Here is an 18,335-nt window from a genome sequence, read left to right on the forward strand (position 1 = left end):
GCGGCCCACCTGCCGAAATCAACCAACCCGATAATCAAGCAACTGGAGGAGATGTCTGTGCTGTATGATGCCTATGCCTGCTGGAAGGAACTGACCCCGGCGATCGAACGTGAACGCACCACTCTTGAAGAGCAGGTGCAGTTCCTGACCGACAAGGCCCGAATCCAGGAAATGATTCACGAATATGCCTTCGCGTGCGACAGCCGCTCGTGGGATGTTCTCGAACGTCTTTACGATGAGAATATCGAGCGGGTCATGAAAGGCACGCTGGATGAAACCGTGCAGGGCCGTGATAACCTGATCGGTCTCCACGCCAAGCCAGCCTTGCCGCGCCGCGAAGGGGTTGTCGCTCCACCGCGCGATCTTTCCAAGATGGCCGGTCTCGAAATCCGGCATCTGATCGGCACGCAGATTGTGCGCATTGCCGACGATAATCAGGCGGCGTGGGCCCTGTGCCACTACCAGATGGCGCTGGTCGGCCAGGAAGACGGCGAGTGGCTGCATGGCCTGCATGAAGGCACCTACCTGTTCACCTTCAGCAAGGCGACGGGCCAGTGGCGCTTCACCCGGCACCAGATCTGGACCAACAATGCCGTCAATCCGATGTTCTCCGATCCGCGAGCGAGGAAAGCCGCATGAGCCGCTTTGCCGGTCGGGTTGCGATCGTCACGGGCGCCGGACGGGGAATCGGCGCCGCAACCGCGGCAGAGCTTGCCAGGGGCGGCTGTGCGCTGGCGCTAAATGACGTGGACGAAGGGCGCCTGAATGAAAGCGCGGAAGATCTGCGCGGCCACGGCGTAACCGTCACCACGCACCTCGGCAGCGTGATGGAGCCGGAATTCATCGCGCAATTCGTGCGTGAAGCGAACGAAGCGCACGGCAAGGTCGATCTTCTGGCCAACAATGCCGGGGGCGGGCCGCCGATGACCCCCTGGGGGGAATTCGCAAAATCCGAATTCGCGCATTTCCGCGCGATTTTCGAAATGAACTTCTTCACGCAGGCGATGCTGCTGCACGCATTGCTGCCGGGCATGGTGGAGCGCGGTTACGGCAAGGTCGTGTGCGTCAGTTCGATATCGGCAGTGCTCGGCCAGGAATCGGGCAGTGCCTATGCGTCCGGCAAGCTGGCGCTTCATGCGCTGGTCAGTTCCGTTTCGAAGGAAGTCGCGCGCCACGGCGTCAATATCAATGCCGTCATTCTGGGCAATCCGCCACATCCGAGCCGCACGCCCGAACGGCAGGCCTATCTGGACAAGATGTCCCACTTCGATCGCGTCGGACGGCTCGAGGAGTTCGGCAAGGCGATCGCCTTCCTGCTCTCGGACGACGCTTCGTACATGTCCGGCGCAGCAGTGCCCATCGACGGAGGGCTGATCGCACCGCGCCTGAATGAATGATGGGACTGCGCGCGTCCCAAAATCAACGAAATACAATGCGCGAATGAGGAGAGGCAGAAATGAAAAAGCAGTACTATCTGCTGGGCGGCATTGCCGCGCTGCAGGCATGCGCATCGACTGCATGGGCCCAGGAGGCAGGCAATGCCCAGCCCCGCGCCGCCGCACAGAACGGCAACCAGATCGCGGATATCGTCGTCACCGCACGGCGCCGGGAAGAGGCCTTGCAGGATATTCCAATCGCGGTTCAGGCTTTCTCGGGCGACCAGTTGGAAACGCAACGGGTCCAGAATGCGACTGACCTGTCGAAGATCGTCCCGGCCCTGACATCGGCCCAGAGCAGCCGCGACGAGGAAAACTACGTTATCCGCGGCCAGTCGGGGTCGGGCGCCTCGATCTCAGGGCAACAGGTGACCGTGCCCGCGTATTTCGCCCAGGTCCCGTTGCCGATCGGCGACGGCGGCGGGCCGGGATATTACTATGATCTCCAGAACGTCCAGGTCCTGAAGGGACCGCAAGGCACCTTGTTCGGAAGAAATTCCACCGGTGGTGCGGTCCTGTTCGAACCGCGGCGGCCCGATGCGGAATTCGGCGGCTACCTGATGGCGGAATTCGGCAATTACGATAATCGCGGGCTGGAAGGGGCGCTCAATATCCCGATCAGCGATACGCTGCGGGTGCGCTTTGCCGGCAAGGTGCTGAAGCGGGACGGCTTCACTTACAATGCCACTCTGGATGAACATCAGGACGATCGCGATTTCTTCAGCGGCCGCGCCTCCATCCTGTGGGAGCCTTCGCCCCGCTTCTCGAACATTCTGGTCGCGGATATCTTCCGTTCGAATACCAATGGCAGTTCGAACTCGCTGGCGGCGGTCAATTCCAATGCGCTTGTGCCGACGCTGTTCCAGGGGGCGATGGAAGCCGCTCTGGCACAGCAGGAAGCTGCGGGGCCGCGCACCACGTTCAGCAATGTGGACGGGCTGGATCGCAAACGGTCCTTCGGCATTTCCAACATCACCACGTTCGAGATCGCCGACGGCCTGACGCTGAAGAACATCTTCGGCTATCGCCGTTTCAAGCAGGTCAACCGCTTCGACTACGATGGGTCGGCGCTCACTATCCTGCATTTCGATGTTTGCGCGACGTCGGCGCAATGTCACCCACGCGACGCGGACGAACCGTGGGGCCTCAATATCCGGCAAGTGACCGAGGAACTGCAATTGCAGGGGCAGTTGTTCGACAACCGCCTGAAATACATCGTCGGCCTGTTCGGAGCCGATCTCAAGACACCCGATGCGAATTACCAGCACCAGAGCTCGGTATTCGGGTCGGTCACGGATGCGAACCAGTACATCAAGGACAAGTCGCGGGCGGTCTTTGCAAATGTCAGCTACGCGTTCGGTGGCGCTCTGGAAGGGCTGACGTTGTCCGCCGGTTATCGCTGGACGCACGATCGCCGGGCGCTCACGCTTTACCAGGTGACCAACGGGCGCTGCGTGACCGGTGAAACCGGCACGGTCGTGACCGATCCGGCCCAGGCCGACGCATGTGGTGCGTTCTTCTCGGCCAAGGCGAACAGCAACGCCTATACCATCGGTCTCGACTACAAGATCTCACCGAGAACGATGGTCTATGTCGCGCACCGGCAAAGCTACCGGGCAGGGGGGACGAACCCGCTGGCGGCACCGGTACTGGTGGCCGATCCGCCGATCCCGAACGCGATCCAGCTCTTTTCCTACAAGCCGGAAACGGTGCGTGACGTGGAAGTCGGCCTGAAGTCGGATTTCCCGGTTGGCGACTGGAACGTGCGGACCAACATCGCGGGTTATTACCAGTGGCTTGACGATGCGCAGCTCAACCAGACTTTCGGAGTGGGGACAGCGAATGTCAGTGCTCTGGTCAATGCCGCCTCGGCAACGATCAAGGGTATGGAAGCGGATATCACCATCGCCCCGACACGCAACATCAGCCTGCTGGTGTCTTATGCCTATACGGAAGCGAAGTACGGCAATTTCCTCGATTATTCGCGCCGCGATCCGGAAACCAATATGCCGACCCTTCAGGGAGGGCGCATCTTCCCCTTCACGCCGAAGCATAAGCTGAACATCAATGCGAGCTGGACTGTGCTGGACGACGACGCGGTCGGCAAGGTGACTCTGACGGGTAACTGGGCGCACAAGAGTTCGGTCATCCTCGGCCTGGTTCCGTTCATCACTCTGCCGGACGGCAGCAATGTCTACGATGGAGAAAGCCGCCAGAAGCCCACGGACACGATCGACGTCAATCTCGACTGGAAGGGTGTGCTCGGCAGCAGCTTCGATCTCGGTGTGTATGTGACCAATCTCACCAACACCACTTACAAGATCGGGGGCGCGTCGCTCATCAACTCCAGCCTGGGCATAAACCAGCGGATTTACAACGAACCGCGGATGTACGGGATGACCTTGCGCTACGGCTTCTAGTCCTTTCCGCTCTGCGGCAGACATTGCCGGGCATGGGTCGGCCAGCCAGTTGCTGTTCGGTCCATGTCCGGCGTTTGCTGTTCATGGTTTACCACTGTCCTCGCAGAAAAATTTTTCGTCTTGCCCTAAACATCTTCGGAATTCGTCGGATTGTGCCTGAGAGGAAGGCTGACAGCCTTTCCATATGCGAGTGCGGATAAGGGTGGAATGACGGCGAAATTTGTGTGTGCGGTGGCCTGGTGCGAGCCGGGCGGCTGGCTATTGCGGGGGTGGGCGTGAGTTCCGATGCCAGCACGCCCGATGCGTTGGAATTGCGTGAAATTGGCGAAAAACTGCTCCGCTGGTCGGGCGAACTGGAACGGGCGGCTGCCAGGGCTCGCAGTGCCGGCGGTGGCAAGGATCAGCTTCTCGCCATTGCGGAAAGATACTACCAATCCCGCCGCGCGCGGGACAATCGGTTCCCGAAGGATATCTTCGGAGAGCCGGCGTGGGACATCCTGCTCGATCTCTTCATCAACACCCGGCGGCGGCGGACGGTATCCACCACCAGCCTGTGTATTGCATCCTCCGCCCCGGCGACCACTGCCTTGCGGTACATCTCGGTGCTGGAAAAGCGGGGTCTCGTACGGCGCAAACGCTCACGTCACGATGGCCGGGTCCATTATGTCGAACTGACCGACTCTGCCCGAGAGGCGATGGAATGCTATCTTGCCGACCTGGCCATGCACATTCGCCATCTGGTGCCGGACTGATCCTGTCCTGCATGCGGTGATCGGTGCGAGGGGGGCGTCATCGCCTGCTGTGCGAGGAGGGCGAAAATTGCCCCTTTGCACGGTGTCAACTTCGTCACTTTCGATGGCTCGCCCGTGTGGCTGCCAATGCTTCCTGCCTCCCACGCTTGCCCCGGCGGCCCCTTCGCGTTTACCCTGTCCCGATCAGTTATCAGGACAGGAGACCCCGTGCCCCAGGTCAATATCGAACGGATCGAACACGATATTACAGCGATTTCCAAGTTCGGCTTCAACGAGGAGGACCGGGGTGTCTATCGGCAGGGTTTCAGCGAAGCGGACATGGCCGCGCGGCAATGGCTGCGCGACCAGTTTGAAACGCTGGGCATGGTGCATGAAATTGATGGTGCGGGGAATGTCAGTGGCCGTTTCGGTCCGGCGGACAAGCCTGCCGTGGTTATCGCGTCGCATCTCGATTCCGTGCCTGCGGGCGGCATTTTCGACGGCGTGTTGGGCGTGGTTGCCGGACTGGAATGCATCCGGACCATGCAGGAAAACGGTATTACACCCGCCTATCCGGTAGAAGTCATCGCCACCAGTGAAGAAGAGGGGCGTTTTGGCGGGATGCTGGGCGCACAGGCGCTTACCGGGCGGTTGACGCTGGAATGGCTGGAAAATGCAGCGGACGAACGCGGCGTTCGGCTGAAGGATGCGATGGCGGAGGTGGGGCTCGATTACCACAAGGCCCTGCACGCCTATCGCCGCCCGGAAACCATCCGCGCGTTTCTGGAACTACACGTCGAACAGGGCCCCGTGCTCGACATGGAAAAAACCACGATTGGCGTGGTGGAAGGGATTTCGGGCGTTTTTAAATGGATGGTGCGCATGATCGGCAAGGCCGACCATGCCGGCACCGCGCCGATGGACATGCGTGCCGATGCCCTGATGGGCATGGTCGACTTCGCGCATGAGATTCCGCGCATTATCGACGAGGAGGGAACCGACAAGAGCCGGATCACCATTGGCCACGTCGCCTGCAAGCCGGGCTTTCCCCACACCGTGCCGGGCGAGGTCGACTTCACGATTGTCGGGCGTGACTTGTCGGAAGACAAGATGCGTTCGCTGGCGGAAGCGTGCGAGCGAGTGCTTTCGGCCATTGCGCGCAAGCACAAGCTCCATTTCGAATACGAACAGATGAGCTGGCTGGAACCCGCCTATTGCGATCCGTCGATCATGGCGTTGATTGAGAGCAAGGCCAAGGCACTCGATTACAGTTACAAGATCATGCCGTCCGGGGCTGGGCACGATGTGCAGTTTTTCTGCAACCACACCAAGGCGGGGCTGTTTTTCGTCCCTTCGGTCCATGGGATCAGCCACGCACCTGACGAGTGGACGCACTGGTCGGACATCGAACGGGGTACGCAATTGCTGTACGAATGCGTGACGGAACTGGCCTGCGAAGAAAATGCCTCCATGGTCCCTGTGGATCGGGCCTTGCAGGACTGATCGCGGGCCGAGTTGTGAAAGGCGGATAGGCGGTGCCTGGCGGGGGATTCTTCGACGAACTGGGCTCGAGCGAGCTGGTTCGCCTCTATCAGCAGCGGACGAAATTGCGCGTCTGGGTGCGTTCGCGGCTGTGGGTTCAGGTCCTTATCGCAATGGTGTCGGGCATCGCGGTCGGCTTTGCGCTCGGGCCTGCGGCCGGCTGGGTTCCGGCACGCAACGCGGCAGTCATCGGAGACTGGCTGGCCTTGCCCGGAAAGGTCTTCCTGGGTTTGATAGCGATCGTCCTGGTGCCGCTGGTATTCAGCTCGATTGTCGGCGGGCTGGCGGCAACGCCGTCTGGTCGGATCATGCGGGTGATCGGTATCCGGCTGGGCCTGTTCATCGTGGCGACGACAAGCATGGCGGCATTCATCGGTCTGGGGCTGGCCCGGTTGTTTCAGCCAGGTGCCGGGCTGGAACAGCCCCAGCCAGCGGCGGCGGTATTGACTGCCGACTCCCAGCCATTCGATATGATGCGATTGCCCGACCTGCTGGCAGGTGTCTTGCCGACCAATCCGGCGGCCTCCGTGATGCAGGGAGATTTGCTGGCAATCGTCATTCTGGCGTTGTTGACCGGAGTCGCCGCGTCACAAGCGCGCAGGGAAAAGGTTATGCCTTTCCTGGCCCTGATGGATGCCCTGCTTTCCATTTCGATGACCATAGTCAAATGGGCCATGCTGCTATCACCGCTAGCCGTATTCGGTTTGATGGCGCAGCTCATGATTCAGGTCGGCATGGACAGCTTGCTCGGCCTTGTCACTTATGTCGGGACCGTTTTACTCGGACTGGCCCTGCTGTTCGCGATCTACCTTGCGATCCTCGGACTTGCCGGTGGGCTGGGGCTCAAGGCGTTCCTTCTTGCCGCTGGACAGAATCTGCTGCTCGCCTTTTCGACGTCCAGTTCCTCGGCAGTGATGCCCAGCACGATCCAGACTGCCCGCAAGCTGCATGTCCCGGACGAGATTGCCAATCTGGTGATTCCTGTGGGGGCGACCATGAACATGGCGGGGACCGCGCTTTATCAGGGGGTGGCCATCCTGTTCCTTGCGCAGATCGCGAATGTGGATTTGAGTTGGGGGGAGACGCTGCTGATTATCGGCACGCTGGTTGCCTCTTCCATCGGAGCGCCCGGCACGCCGGGAGTCAGCATTGCGATACTGGCCAGTGTGGCCGTCGGCTTTGGCATTCCGCCCGGCGGGCTGGTCATCATTCTCGGTGTCGATCGCCTGCTGGACATGAGCCGGACGGTCGTGAACGTCACAGGCGATATTACCGCAGCCGTGTTGCTGCGTCATTCGCTCGAAGGCCGCGAAGATTGACGCTGTGCCGGGCGTGACCTGCGGCCCTTAATCGCTGGTGGCCGCAGCTTCCACGCCGGGGACGGCGATTGTGCGCCCCCCGCCAAAATCGTCGCGTACGGTAATAAGCCCTTTTTTCTCCAGATGGTCGAGCAGGCGGCGAATCCGGCCCGGAGAATTGGTGCCATAGACGCGCGCAAGTTCGTCCTCGTCCGGGCTGGAAAAGCCTTCGGCAGCCGCCTTGGCGATGGTGAGGAATGGGGCGAGCAAGTCGTCGTCGACAGTTGTGCCGAGTTGCAGAATGTGTGCCCTGCTGTCCGGATCGAGAGAATCCAGCCGGGCGACTGCTACAGCAAAGGAACGGCGGAATCCGGTCATGTCCAGTCCCCGCGATGAAATCCGGCGCGCCCGGCACCGCGAAAGGAACATCTGGTAGAGACTGCTGGCGGGCTGGAAAGTGCAATCGGGTTCGTCGGCCAGTTCGCGCAGGATAGCGTCGATGCTGCTATCCTGATCCTGTTGCCCCTCCTGCGTCTCGTCGGAGGGTTCGGTCGTGGCCGTTTCGAAATCGGCAATTCTTTCGGCCAGCCGCTCGGGATCCTGGCTATGCGGAGATGGTGGCGGAGGAGGAGGGGCTGCCGGTCGTTCGGCCGCCGCGCTGGCGAGTTCGGAGCGCAACAGGGCCTCCATCTCCTCCGGCGGTGCCGATGGGGGTGGCACGAGCGTGGCCACTGCCCCTTTCGAGCCGGAGCGGACCGCACCGATTTTCACCGAGATGGGGCGTCTGGAGATCGCGGGGCCCAAGCCGAGGAAGCAGCCGCGTTGCAAATCGCGGATGCGTTCGGCCTGGCGGCGTTCCATGCCCAGCAGGTCCGCAGCGCGGAGCATGTCGATATCGAGGAACGTGCGGCCCATGAGGAAGTTGGACGCTTCCGCCGCGACGTTCTTCGCCAGTTTGGCCAGCCGCTGCGTCGCCACGATCCCTGCCAGACCGCGCTTGCGCCCGCGGCACATCAGGTTGGTCATGGCGGACAATGTCATCCGCCGCGTATCCTCGTTGATTTCCCCGGCAACGGCCGGGGCGAACATCTGCGCTTCGTCCACGACGACCAGTACGGGGAACCAATGTTCGCGGGGGGCATCGAACAGGGCGGTCAGGAACATCGCCGCGCAGCGGATCTGCTGTTCGACATCGAGCCCTTCCAGCGCAAGGACGACTGAGGCGCGATGTTCCCGCGTCCGGGCCGCAAGCGTGGCGATTTCCGCACTCGAATGGGCCGCACCATCGACCACGACATGGCCGAAATGATCGGCCAGCGAAACGAAGTCGCCTTCCGGATCGATAACGACCTGCTGCACCCGCCCGGCGCTCTCTTCCAGAAGGCGCCGCAGCAGGTGGGATTTGCCAGAGCCGCTGTTGCCCTGCACCAGCAATCGCGTGGCCAGAAGCTCCTCAAGGTCGACGGAAATCTCCTGCCCCGTCGTCGCATCCTGGCCTATGACAATCTTCGCATCCACCTTGGTGCTGGTAGCCGCAGCGCCGCTCGGTCCCAAGGGGGAAGTGCGGGTTATCTTCCGTTTTCAGGCCCGTGTTTTCAGGCTGGATTGTGCCTAGAGCAGATCTTCCATCGCATGCAGGGCGATGGCGTGGTTCAGGATGATGTCCTTGCGGGTGTTCTGCGTGTGATCGTCGCTCTTGCGGTAGTCTTCGATCGAGGCGCGCAGCTTGGCTTCGTCGAAAATTCCGACTTCGGCGATCTTTTCAGACGAAAGCCACTTGTCGATCAGCTTGTTGATTTCTGCGGTCTTGGCTTCGTCCGTATGTGCGGGCGGGGCCATGAAGGCGAATTTCTCACGCTTGTAGAGCACTTCCGGCAGGACATGCTTCATCGCCTCGCGCACGACCCATTTTTCCACCCCGTCGCGAATGCGGACATGCGGCGGAATGCGCATGGCCAGTTCGGCGACGTGGTGATCGAGGAAGGCAGGGCGGCTTTCCAGGCTGTTGGCCATGTCCACCCGATCGCCCCCCCAGTTGAGGATCTGCCCTTCCAGCATGGTCTTGATCCACGAATACTGGACCTTGTCGAGCACGTGGCGCCCATCCAGCATGGACTTGTCGAGGCTGTAGGCGATGGCGGCGATCGGATCGTAATCGCCCAGCCGGGCCTTGAACTCTTCAGACAGCAGCGGTTTCACGCGTTCGAGGACCAGCATCCACGGCTGGATCCATGATGGCGTAAAGCCCATTACTTCCTCGAAGGCAGGGTGGCTGATCTGCTGTTCGGCAAGGACCGATCCTGAAAAGATCGCGTTGCGCTTCTTCATCTCGTCGCCCGCACCGGTTTCGGCATAGGCGGGATCGTGCAGGAACAGGTCGGCCTTGAACTGGGCATAGCCGCCGAACAACTCGTCGGACCCTTCGCCGGTGATGACCACCTTGTAGCCGACTTCGCGCACATGGCGGCTCATCAGCATCTTGGCGACGCCCAGCGTGTTGTAGAAAGTCCGTTCGGAATAACGGACCGCGTCCTCGAAATTCTTGCCGTAAAGGTCCAGCGCCTTGACGTTGAGAATGTCCTGATCGGCCCCGGCCTTGTGCGCCATTTCCGTGGCAATGGCGGCTTCGTCGTAGCGTGCGTCGTCGAAGCTGATCGTGAAGGCCTTGACCGGCGATTGCTGAATCGCCGCTGCCATGCCCAGGATCGAGCAGGAATCGATCCCGCCCGAAAGATAGCAGGCAACGGGCACGTCCGCTTCGAGGCGGAAGGCGATGCTTTCCACCAGCGCGGCGCGGACATTTTCGATATGCTCTTCGTCAGGTAGTTCGTCGTGCTGCCCGTCCAGCGGGAATTCGGCGTCCCAATAGCGCCGTTCCTCGATTTCGAATCCGTCACCCTTGCGGGAGACGATCAGCATGTGGCCCGGCTCGAGCGCGTGGATGCCCTCGTACAGTGTCATCCCCGGCACCATCACCTGCATCATCTGGTGCAGCTGTGCCTTGGGGCACATCGTGCGCGGGACAGCGGGGTGGGCCAGCATGGCCTTCATCTCGGAAGCCCAGAAAAAGCCGTTATCACCCATATGGTAAAAAAGGGGGCGTATTCCAAACCGATCCCGCACAAGGATCAGTTGATCCTTTTCCTTGTCGAAGATCGCGAACGCGAATTCGCCGCGCAGGTGCTCGACGAAATCGAGCCCGTGCTTGCGATAGAGTTTCAGGGCGATCTCGCTGTCGGACTTGGTCGCGAATTCGTAGCCGTCTGTCCGCAGCAATCCGCGCAGACGCTTGTAATCGTAGAATTCGCCATTGGCGGTCAGTACCAGCCCGGCTTCATCGTCGTGAATGGGCTGCTCGCCCGCATTAAGGCCGATGATCGAAAGGCGGGTGTGGATCATCGCAAGGCCGCGTTCCGCCTCCTGATGGAACCCACGGCCATCCGGTCCGCGGTGGTAAAGAGTATCGGCCATTTTCTCAGCCAGAGCCATGCTGGCGTTTTCAGGGGCGTTTGGGCTCCACAGCCCGGCAATGCCGCACATCGGTATGATCCTTGTGTAAGACTTGGGCAGGTCAGGCGAGGAAAGTGCTGGGCACGACGTCGCGTACCCGTCCGAAGATCGACAGCAACAGCGCCTGCCTGATCCACACGGCCCCGTCGGCCTGGTTGAAATAGAGATTGTGTATCGACTGGTCGAGATCGGTCCCGAGTTCCTCGCCGCGTGCCAGCGGATGCAGGATGACGGTGTCCGGCTTCAGCTGGCTGTCGCCATCGAGAGAGAATTCACCGCCGAAATGCCGGTAGCCATCGCCGAGGAAGGCAATTGCGTTCATGTAGATCACGTCGAGATATTCGAGACTCTGCTTGAGATTCTGCGAAAAATCGATCCCGATCGGGCTGGCATTGGTCAGTTCGCGGATCTCGTCGCCCAACGGGTCGGCCATTTCCGAGAAGATGGTGATGTGGTTGATGTTCTCATGGAACAGCAGGGCGAGAGTGAGAAAGCTCTTCACTGTGCGCATGTTGCCCGGCGTGCCGATGATTCCGATGTTGAGGCGGAATTTTTCCGGCAACTGACCAAAGGCGATCTCGGGACACCACTTGAGCAGGGCATACCAATCGGCCAGAGCCTGGGTCGGGTGCTCGTCCGAACCGTTACCCCCGTTGATCAGCGGGATCTTGAGATACTCGCTCAATTCCTGGATCGCGCGCTGCTCCGTATGCCGGACGACCACGACATCGGCGTAGGAATTGAACATCTGGCCGATGTCCCGCATGCTTTCGCCCTTGGCCACGCCGGTCGTCTTGGCATCGGCCACGCTGATCGTCTTCCCGCCGACGCGCAGCATGGCGCTTTCGAACGACAGACGCGTCCGGGTGCTGGGTTCGAAGAATGCTGCGGCGAGGATCTTGTCTTCCAGCGCGTGGCCTGCCGGGAAACGACCGAGCTGGAGATAGGCGGCCAGCTTGGCCAGTTCGACCAGCAGTTCCTTGTCGAACAGCGTCGCCGACAGCACCGAGTTATGATGCAGGCGATCCAGTACGGTGGCGCGCAGCTTGGGCGAGCGCTCGAGAAAGGCGGAAGGGCTCGGCCGGTTGCCGATGATGCCATCCTTGCGCTCGGGGTCGGCCTCATGCTCGACCTGCGATGCAGAGAGGCTCACCAGACTTCTCCCCGCATCAGATCGCGAACGAGAAAGGCCGTGAGGCCAATGGCCGACAGGGCGCACCAGATCAGCGAGCCGTACACGAGGAGGCCAAGAAAGCCGGGGGAGAATGTCATGCTGTCTCTTTCAGCTTGGCCCAGTCGAACCGGGACTTGGAAAATCGGGTGCAGGCCAGCACCCAGACCATCGACACGGCCGTGGCGACCAGGGCCCCCACATAAAAGCCGATTGCGAAATAGCAGACGAGGCCGGCGCCTGCGCCCAGCAGCATCCCCCCGACCGCGCCGACGCTGTTTGCGCTGCGCCAGTATAGGCCGGTGACGATCGGCCATATCATCGCCCCCACCAGCGGGCCGGCAAAGAAGAGAACGCTTGCCAGCGTACCGATGCGGGGCAGGCAGACCGCCCAGGTAAATATACCCAGGGCCAATGTCACATATTGCGCGACCGATTTCAAACGCGCCGGTGTGGCGGCCGGGCGGAACATCCGGCGATAGACGTCTTCTGTCAGCAGGTCCGACGTCGCCGCCAGCAGGCTGTCGATACTGGATGCCAGCGAGCAGAATACGATCACGAAAATCGCCACTGCCCCTGCCTTGCCGAGCACTTCGGCAATCACCAGCGGCCCGACCATGTCGGAAGCAGGCACCGCGACATTGAGCGCGCCCGATGCCAGCGCGATGAAGCCGGCTGCAATCGGCACAGGGAACCAGATGAGCCCGCCCAGAGCAAAGGCCTTGCCCGCGACCCCTTCGCGATAGGCGAACGCCCGGCTCCACCAGACATTGTTGTGAAACACCTCGCCTAGGCCGAACAGCAGATTGTTGAAGATCGCCATGATCGCGGCCGGGAACAGCATGTCGAGCAGGGCGGGCCGTTCGGCGGAGAGGTTGGCGTGAATTGCGTCAATCGAAACGTGGGACAACACGGCAAAGCCGACCACCACGATACCGATGATGATGATCAGGCTCTGGATGAAGTCTGTGCCGATGACTGCGGCGAGACCGCCGCGCATGGTGTAAAGCACGCAGACGCCCAGGATCACGCTCATACCCCAGGCGTAGGGGATACCGGACAGGGCGTTAAGCAATATGCCGCCTGCCATGGCCATGCTGACCAGCCAGGTGAGCGAATAGAACAGAGTGAAGACGAGGAAGATGCCCCAGGCCCCGCGACCATACCGCAATCGGAAGAAATCGCCGCTGGTATATCCATGCGGCATCAGCGCGCGGATACGCCCGGCCATCGGCGCAAACAGCAGCAGGCCGAAGGAGGCGGTGGAATAGGCGAGCATGCCCCAGATGCCGAGCTGCAAAGCGAATTGCGGTGCGAGCATCGTGGTGTTCGAGGTGATCCAGGTCGCGGCCGCAGTGGCGGTCCCCAGCGCGAGACCGATATTGCGGCCGGCGAGCGCATGATCCTCGAAGCTCTTGTTGCGGCGGCCCCAATAGATACCCAGGCCGATCCACAGCACGCTGAAGGCGCCTAGCAGGAGCCAGCCGATATTCGGGTCGAGCAGAGCGTCGGCCTTACTCATCGCGGGCTCCGCGCAGTATGGTGGCGACAATGGCAAGGAACACCAGGGCGCCAAGCCCCGCCAGCCAGAGCGCACGCGTCAGCGACTGGTGCGCGACATCGAGTTCCAGCGTGGCCGATGCAGTGCCTGCTTCGTCGCGGAGCTTGAGGTAATAGGTTCCGTCGGCCAGGCCGGACAGGAAATAGGCCGAATTGGCGCCGGAATAGAGCGTCCGTGCATCGCTGAAATCAGGTCTATGGGCCAGATCGAGCGTCACCGCCCCGGGGGCGGACCATTGGACAAGTGTATAACCCGTGTCGCTGGCGATCGGCCCGGCGTCGCTGAATGCTGGAGCCTCGGCATAAGCGGGCGCGGAAAGCGAGACCAGCGAGGCAAGAGCGAAGACCGGGAGCAGTGCGGCCCGTGCCACGAACCGCGCAGGGGCAGTGCCTCGCCTCTTGAAATGAACCCGGGAACCAAGACGTCTGGAGGTATTCACGCACCTCGAGGCAATATCCGCGTAGGCAAGAAAGATTTGTCTTTTACCGTCCTGCCGGCCGTCCTGCCGGTGCTCTTGCTGGTGTGTTTCGCAGGACACCTAACAAAAGCATTCAGGCATGGGAACCGCCTGCGGGTGCTTTTCGCAGATCGTCCGGTGCCTGGGCAAAAGGCGGGACTGCGCCGCCAGCCTTTGCCTGGGCACGCGAATCCCCGCGCAAAATACACCGCGTTCAAAGCTGGAGAATGACGGTCTTGGTCTCAAGATAGGGTTCGATGCCCTGCCGTCCCTGTTCCCGCCCGATGCCTGACTGCTTGTAGCCGCCGAAGGGCAGCGCAGGGTCGATCGCCGCATGGCAGTTGCCCCATATGGTCCCGGCTTTGATCTTGCTGGCGAGCTTGTGCATTGTCGACAGGTCGCGGGTCCACACGCCTGCGCCAAGGCCATAGGCGGTATCGTTCGCCGCCTTCGCCACTTCGTCCAGATCGTCGAAGCGCTGGGCGACTACGACGGGTCCGAAGATTTCCTCCCGCACCACGCTCATCTGCGGATTCACGTCGGCCAGCACGGTCGGATTGACGAAATAGCCGTCGCCCGCCGGGCTGTCGCCGCCGGTGACCACACTGGCCCCGTCGCGCTTCCCGGCCGCGATATAGCCCATCACCCGGTCGAGTTGTTCGGCGGAAACCAGCGGACCCATTTGCGCGGCGGGGTCCAGCGCCGGGCGCGGCGTCCACCGCGGTGCGGCGGTCGAGATGCCTTCCAGTACGCTGTCGAAGATCGAACGGTGCGCGAACAGCCGCGACCCCGCCACGCAGACTTGCCCCGAATTGAAGAAGATCGCCGATGCCGCGCCTTTCGCCGCCTGCTTCACATCGGCATCGGGCATGACGATGACGGGTGACTTGCCGCCCAGTTCCAGCGTGATCCGCTTCATGGTGTCCGTGGCGTTCCGCCGGATCGCCTTGCCCACGTCGGTCGATCCCGTGAACGCCACCTTGTCCACATCGGGGTGGCGCACCAGCAGGTCGCCTGCGGTTTCGCCGTAGCCGGTGAGGATATTGACGACCCCTGCGGGAAAGCCGGCTTCCGCCACCAGATCGGCCAGCCGCAGTGCCGTCAGCGGTGTCTGTTCGGCGGGTTTCAGGATCAGAGTGCAGCCTGCGGCCAGTGCCGGGGCAATTTTCTGGCATGCCATCAGCAGAGGGAAGTTCCACGGGACGATCTGTACGCAGACGCCAACCGGCTCTCGTACCGTGTATCCGAAGACCTGTTCGCCCGGCATTGCATAAGGCGCTGCCGTCTCGCCGGTGAGCTTGCCTGCCCACCCCGCCATGTAGCGGATCTCGCTGATCGCTGCGGGAATATCGACCACTGTGGCGATGCCTTTGGGCTTGCCGTTGTCGATCGCCTCAAGTTCCGCGAGTTCGTCCGCATGGTCATGGAGCAAGTCGGCGAGACGGATCATGATCCGTTCCCGTTCCATCGGCGGCATGTTCGACCAGCGGCCATCGTCGAAAGCAGAACGGGCCGCGGCAACCGCGCGCTCCACATCCTTGCCCGATGCATCGACGACATGGGCGATGACTTTGCCGGAGGACGGATCTTCGACCTCGATCAGCGCATCGTGGCTCGAATCCACCCAATCTCCGTTGATGAACAATTGCGGCTTGCGGCCGATCACTTTGCGGGCTGCTTCGGAATAAGCAGGTTGTGCGGGGATTGTGGCGGATTGCGTCATGGCTCGTGGTTCTCCTGCTCGCTCGATCGTCTTATGCGCCGGTATCGGCGGCCAGGCCGGCAGCGTCCAGCGCGGCCAGCGCACAGGCTTCGTCATTGTCGGAAGTCTCGCCGCTGACGCCGACAGCGCCGACGAGGACCCCTTCGCTGTTGCGGACCAGAACGCCGCCGGGGACCGGGACGATCCCCTTGGGAAAGATCGATGCGACGGCGGTCATGAACGCGGGCATGGCGGTCGCCCGCTTGGCCAGTTCACGGCCACCGAAACCCATGGCAATGCACCCGGCCGCCTTGCCGATGGCGATGTCCGCGCGGTGGAGCGAGGTACGGTGATCGCGCAGGATCGCCAGCGGCTGCCCCCCGGTGTCGAGCACTGCCACGGCGAGCGGCAGGAATCCGCGCTTTTCCCCTTCTGCCAGCGTGTCGCGCGCGATTTGCAATGCCTGGTCCAGCGTCAAGCCCATCAAAGGTCCCCTTTGTGTCACATCCGTGGGGCAGAAGCGCCCCGTTCGCCGGGCAGATACAGGAGCATGCGATGATGGGAAAGGCCGCCACGGGACACCCCTTGGTGAATGGCCGCTGTCGATATCTCTGCATCATGCGATTGACTCCCTGCGGGCAGGCGGGAAAAGCTGCTTTCGTCTTCCGGAGTCGCATGGCTCCGGGCGTCACGCGGGAGAGATCCCGAACGGCGGGCGGGCTACCGTTTGCAGTTCGGGGCGCCGAAGGAGCAACCACCCCGGAAACTCTCAGGCAGAAGGACCGCGTCGCGTATGAGGCACTCTGGAAAGCGGGTGGCTGGGCTGCCCCACCGAAGGGGTAATCTTGCGGGGAAACTCGCGGGCCAAGCTCTCAGGTTTCCCGACAGAGGGGGTGCGATGGTGAAAATTCCTCGTTGCGGGGGATTGCCGTTGCGTGTCGGGGACGAATGAATGAGCGATTTTGAACAATCTGTGCAGGACCAGGACGAGGCGGAGGACCTTCCGCCCGCCACCCTGCCGCTCGATGCATGGCATCGTGCACGTGACGCGCGGATGGTGGAATTCGCCGGCTACTGGATGCCGGTGCAATACAAGGGCATCATCGAGGAACACCTGTGGACGCGGGCGCACGCCGGGCTGTTCGACGTCAGCCACATGGGCCAGCTCGAAGTATCGGGAGAAGGTGCCGCCGCAGCACTGGAGGCGCTGCTGCCGGCGGATGTCGCCGGGCTTGCGCCGGGGCGGATACGCTATTCGCTGCTGCTGGATGAAGCAGGCGGTATTCTCGACGATCTCATGGTCACGAACCGGGGCGGGACGTATTATCTCGTCGTCAACGGCGCGACGAAGTGGGACGATATTGCCCATTTGCGCGAATATCTGCCCGATGAAGTGACGCTCAATCACCTCGACGAACATGGCTTGCTGGCACTGCAAGGGCCGGATGCGGCACAGGTGCTCGTTCGGCTGGGACTGACGCCGGCCCTGCCCGGCAGTCCGGCGGTCGATGCGCTGTCGTTCATGCAGGCTGCACCCTATTATTGGGGCGAGCGCCCGCTCGGTATTTCCCGTTCCGGTTACACGGGCGAGGATGGCTATGAAATTTCCGTTCGCGCTGCGGACATTGTGGCGCTGGCGGATGCGCTGTGTGCTGACGATACGGTCATGCCGGTGGGCCTCGGCGCGCGGGATTCGCTTCGGCTCGAAGCGGGCCTGCCGCTTTACGGTCATGACCTGACGCCGGAAACCGGCCCGGTGGAAGCGGGTCTCGCCTTTGCGATCAGCAAGCGCAGGCGGATCGAAGGCGGTTTCCCGGGCGCGGATCGCGTTGTGGAGGAAATCTCGGCCGGGCCTGCGCGCAAGCGGGTTGGGCTGCTGGTCGATGGGCGGATGCCCGCTCGCGAAGGGGCACTGGTATTCGCCGGGGACGAGCAGGTCGGCGTGGTGACGTCCGGCGGTTTCTCGCCCTCGCTCGAACGTCCGATTGCGATGGCCTACGTTGCGGCGGGCCATGCCGCGCCCGGCACGCCGCTTGAACTGGAGGTGAGGAAGCGCCGCCTTGCGGCCACTGTCACCCCGATGCCTTTCGTTCCTCACAAATACCACCGGCAGGGAGGCTGAATCATGAGCCGTTATTTTACCGATGAACATGAATGGATCGAGGTTGAAGGCGATGTCGCGACTGTCGGCATCACCGATTATGCGCAAGGGCAGCTGGGCGACATCGTGTTCGTCGAAGTGCCTGCGCCCGGCGCGAAGCTGGAAAAGGGCCAGGAAGCTGCCGTCGTGGAATCGGTCAAGGCCGCATCGGACGTCTATGCGCCGATCGGTGGTACGGTGCTCGAAGGCAACGAGGCGTTGGAAGACGATCCCGCGCTGGTCAATTCCGATGCCGAAGGGGATGGCTGGTTCTTCAAACTGACCATCGCCGACAAGGGCGAGCTGGATGGCCTGATGGACGAGGCGGCCTACCTGGCGTTCGTCGACAGCCTCTGAAGAGAGGACA

The 18,335-nt window shown here is 62.0% G+C and carries 16 protein-coding genes and 1 riboswitch; of the genes, 8 read left to right on the forward strand and 8 right to left on the reverse strand.

What is annotated here, in order from left to right:
• The first annotated feature begins 51 nt into the window (after positions 1-51).
• From MB02_RS14475 to MB02_RS14500, 6 genes are all read left to right on the forward strand, one after another.
• Entirely contained in the window at positions 52-639 is a 588-nt protein-coding gene (locus MB02_RS14475; protein WP_067539151.1) for a nuclear transport factor 2 family protein, read from the forward strand.
• The gene (locus MB02_RS14480; protein ID WP_067539154.1) at positions 636-1,397 is read left to right on the forward strand and encodes an SDR family NAD(P)-dependent oxidoreductase; all 762 of its coding nucleotides are present in this window, start codon (positions 636-638) and stop codon (positions 1,395-1,397) included. The genes MB02_RS14475 and MB02_RS14480 overlap by 4 nt, the downstream gene beginning before the upstream one ends.
• 59 nt (positions 1,398-1,456) lie before the next feature.
• A complete protein-coding gene (locus tag MB02_RS14485) occupies positions 1,457-3,856 on the forward strand; it encodes a TonB-dependent receptor (RefSeq protein ID WP_067539157.1) in 2,400 nt (799 codons plus the stop codon).
• Positions 3,857-4,131: 275 nt separating this feature from the next.
• A complete protein-coding gene (locus MB02_RS14490) occupies positions 4,132-4,608 on the forward strand; it encodes a winged helix DNA-binding protein (protein WP_170304751.1) in 477 nt (158 codons plus the stop codon).
• Positions 4,609-4,815: 207 nt separating this feature from the next.
• Positions 4,816-6,090 (forward strand): Zn-dependent hydrolase, encoded by a 1,275-nt coding sequence (locus MB02_RS14495; protein ID WP_067539163.1) that lies wholly within the window; start codon positions 4,816-4,818, stop codon positions 6,088-6,090.
• 32 nt (positions 6,091-6,122) lie between these two features.
• Positions 6,123-7,448, forward strand: coding sequence for a dicarboxylate/amino acid:cation symporter (locus tag MB02_RS14500; RefSeq protein ID WP_067539166.1), 1,326 nt, complete (start codon positions 6,123-6,125; stop codon positions 7,446-7,448).
• A gap of 27 nt (positions 7,449-7,475) precedes the next feature.
• On the opposite strand, the gene MB02_RS14505 is transcribed toward MB02_RS14500, so the two are convergent.
• The 8 genes from MB02_RS14505 to MB02_RS14535 all read right to left on the reverse strand — a co-directional run bounded on the left by MB02_RS14505 (position 7,476) and on the right by MB02_RS14535 (position 16,312).
• A complete protein-coding gene (locus MB02_RS14505; protein WP_067539169.1) occupies positions 7,476-8,945 on the reverse strand; it encodes an ATP-binding protein in 1,470 nt (489 codons plus the stop codon).
• A 93-nt stretch (positions 8,946-9,038) separates the two neighbouring features.
• Positions 9,039-10,967: an asparagine synthase (glutamine-hydrolyzing) gene (gene asnB / locus MB02_RS14510; protein WP_067539172.1), complete on the reverse strand. Its 1,929-nt coding sequence runs from the start codon at positions 10,965-10,967 to the stop codon at positions 9,039-9,041.
• A 31-nt stretch (positions 10,968-10,998) separates the two neighbouring features.
• Positions 10,999-12,090: an aspartate/ornithine carbamoyltransferase family protein gene (locus MB02_RS14515; RefSeq protein WP_067539176.1), complete on the reverse strand. Its 1,092-nt coding sequence runs from the start codon at positions 12,088-12,090 to the stop codon at positions 10,999-11,001.
• Complete coding sequence (locus MB02_RS18085; protein ID WP_268872977.1) at positions 12,087-12,209, reverse strand: hypothetical protein; 123 nt, start codon at positions 12,207-12,209, stop codon at positions 12,087-12,089. Before MB02_RS18085 ends, MB02_RS14515 begins: the two co-directional genes overlap by 4 nt.
• Complete coding sequence (locus tag MB02_RS14520) at positions 12,206-13,630, reverse strand: sodium:solute symporter family transporter (RefSeq protein ID WP_067539179.1); 1,425 nt, start codon at positions 13,628-13,630, stop codon at positions 12,206-12,208. Before MB02_RS14520 ends, MB02_RS18085 begins: the two co-directional genes overlap by 4 nt.
• Positions 13,623-14,039 carry a hypothetical protein gene (locus MB02_RS14525; protein WP_235829533.1) on the reverse strand — a complete coding sequence of 139 codons (417 nt, stop codon included), beginning with the start codon at positions 14,037-14,039 and terminating at the stop codon, positions 13,623-13,625. Before MB02_RS14525 ends, MB02_RS14520 begins: the two co-directional genes overlap by 8 nt.
• A gap of 301 nt (positions 14,040-14,340) precedes the next feature.
• Positions 14,341-15,849 carry an aldehyde dehydrogenase family protein gene (locus MB02_RS14530; RefSeq protein WP_067539327.1) on the reverse strand — a complete coding sequence of 503 codons (1,509 nt, stop codon included), beginning with the start codon at positions 15,847-15,849 and terminating at the stop codon, positions 14,341-14,343.
• Between the two features lie 31 nt (positions 15,850-15,880).
• The gene (locus MB02_RS14535; protein WP_067539182.1) at positions 15,881-16,312 is read right to left on the reverse strand and encodes a GlcG/HbpS family heme-binding protein; all 432 of its coding nucleotides are present in this window, start codon (positions 16,310-16,312) and stop codon (positions 15,881-15,883) included.
• Between the two features lie 199 nt (positions 16,313-16,511).
• Positions 16,512-16,623, forward strand: a riboswitch (glycine riboswitch).
• 157 nt (positions 16,624-16,780) lie between these two features.
• Between MB02_RS14535 and gcvT the strand changes: the two genes are divergently transcribed.
• Complete coding sequence (gene gcvT / locus MB02_RS14540; RefSeq protein WP_082826226.1) at positions 16,781-17,950, forward strand: glycine cleavage system aminomethyltransferase GcvT; 1,170 nt, start codon at positions 16,781-16,783, stop codon at positions 17,948-17,950.
• A gap of 3 nt (positions 17,951-17,953) precedes the next feature.
• Positions 17,954-18,325 (forward strand): glycine cleavage system protein GcvH, encoded by a 372-nt coding sequence (gcvH, locus tag MB02_RS14545; protein ID WP_067539185.1) that lies wholly within the window; start codon positions 17,954-17,956, stop codon positions 18,323-18,325.
• The last annotated feature ends 10 nt before the right edge of the window (positions 18,326-18,335 follow it).

The organism is Croceicoccus estronivorus (assembly GCF_001625325.1).
Classification (GTDB): domain Bacteria; phylum Pseudomonadota; class Alphaproteobacteria; order Sphingomonadales; family Sphingomonadaceae; genus Caenibius; species Caenibius estronivorus.

Coding starts and splice junctions, on each gene's coding strand:
- MB02_RS14480 (WP_067539154.1), top strand. CDS start 636: ATGAGCCGCTTTGCCGGTCGGGTTGCGATCGTCACGGGCGCCGGACGG.
- MB02_RS18085 (WP_268872977.1), bottom strand. CDS start 12,209: ATGACATTCTCCCCCGGCTTTCTTGGCCTCCTCGTGTACGGCTCGCTG.
- MB02_RS14535 (WP_067539182.1), bottom strand. CDS start 16,312: ATGGGCTTGACGCTGGACCAGGCATTGCAAATCGCGCGCGACACGCTG.
- MB02_RS14530 (WP_067539327.1), bottom strand. CDS start 15,849: ATGACGCAATCCGCCACAATCCCCGCACAACCTGCTTATTCCGAAGCA.
- gcvT (WP_082826226.1), top strand. CDS start 16,781: ATGAGCGATTTTGAACAATCTGTGCAGGACCAGGACGAGGCGGAGGAC.
- asnB (WP_067539172.1), bottom strand. CDS start 10,967: ATGTGCGGCATTGCCGGGCTGTGGAGCCCAAACGCCCCTGAAAACGCC.
- MB02_RS14485 (WP_067539157.1), top strand. CDS start 1,457: ATGAAAAAGCAGTACTATCTGCTGGGCGGCATTGCCGCGCTGCAGGCA.
- gcvH (WP_067539185.1), top strand. CDS start 17,954: ATGAGCCGTTATTTTACCGATGAACATGAATGGATCGAGGTTGAAGGC.
- MB02_RS14520 (WP_067539179.1), bottom strand. CDS start 13,630: ATGAGTAAGGCCGACGCTCTGCTCGACCCGAATATCGGCTGGCTCCTG.
- MB02_RS14475 (WP_067539151.1), top strand. CDS start 52: ATGTCTGTGCTGTATGATGCCTATGCCTGCTGGAAGGAACTGACCCCG.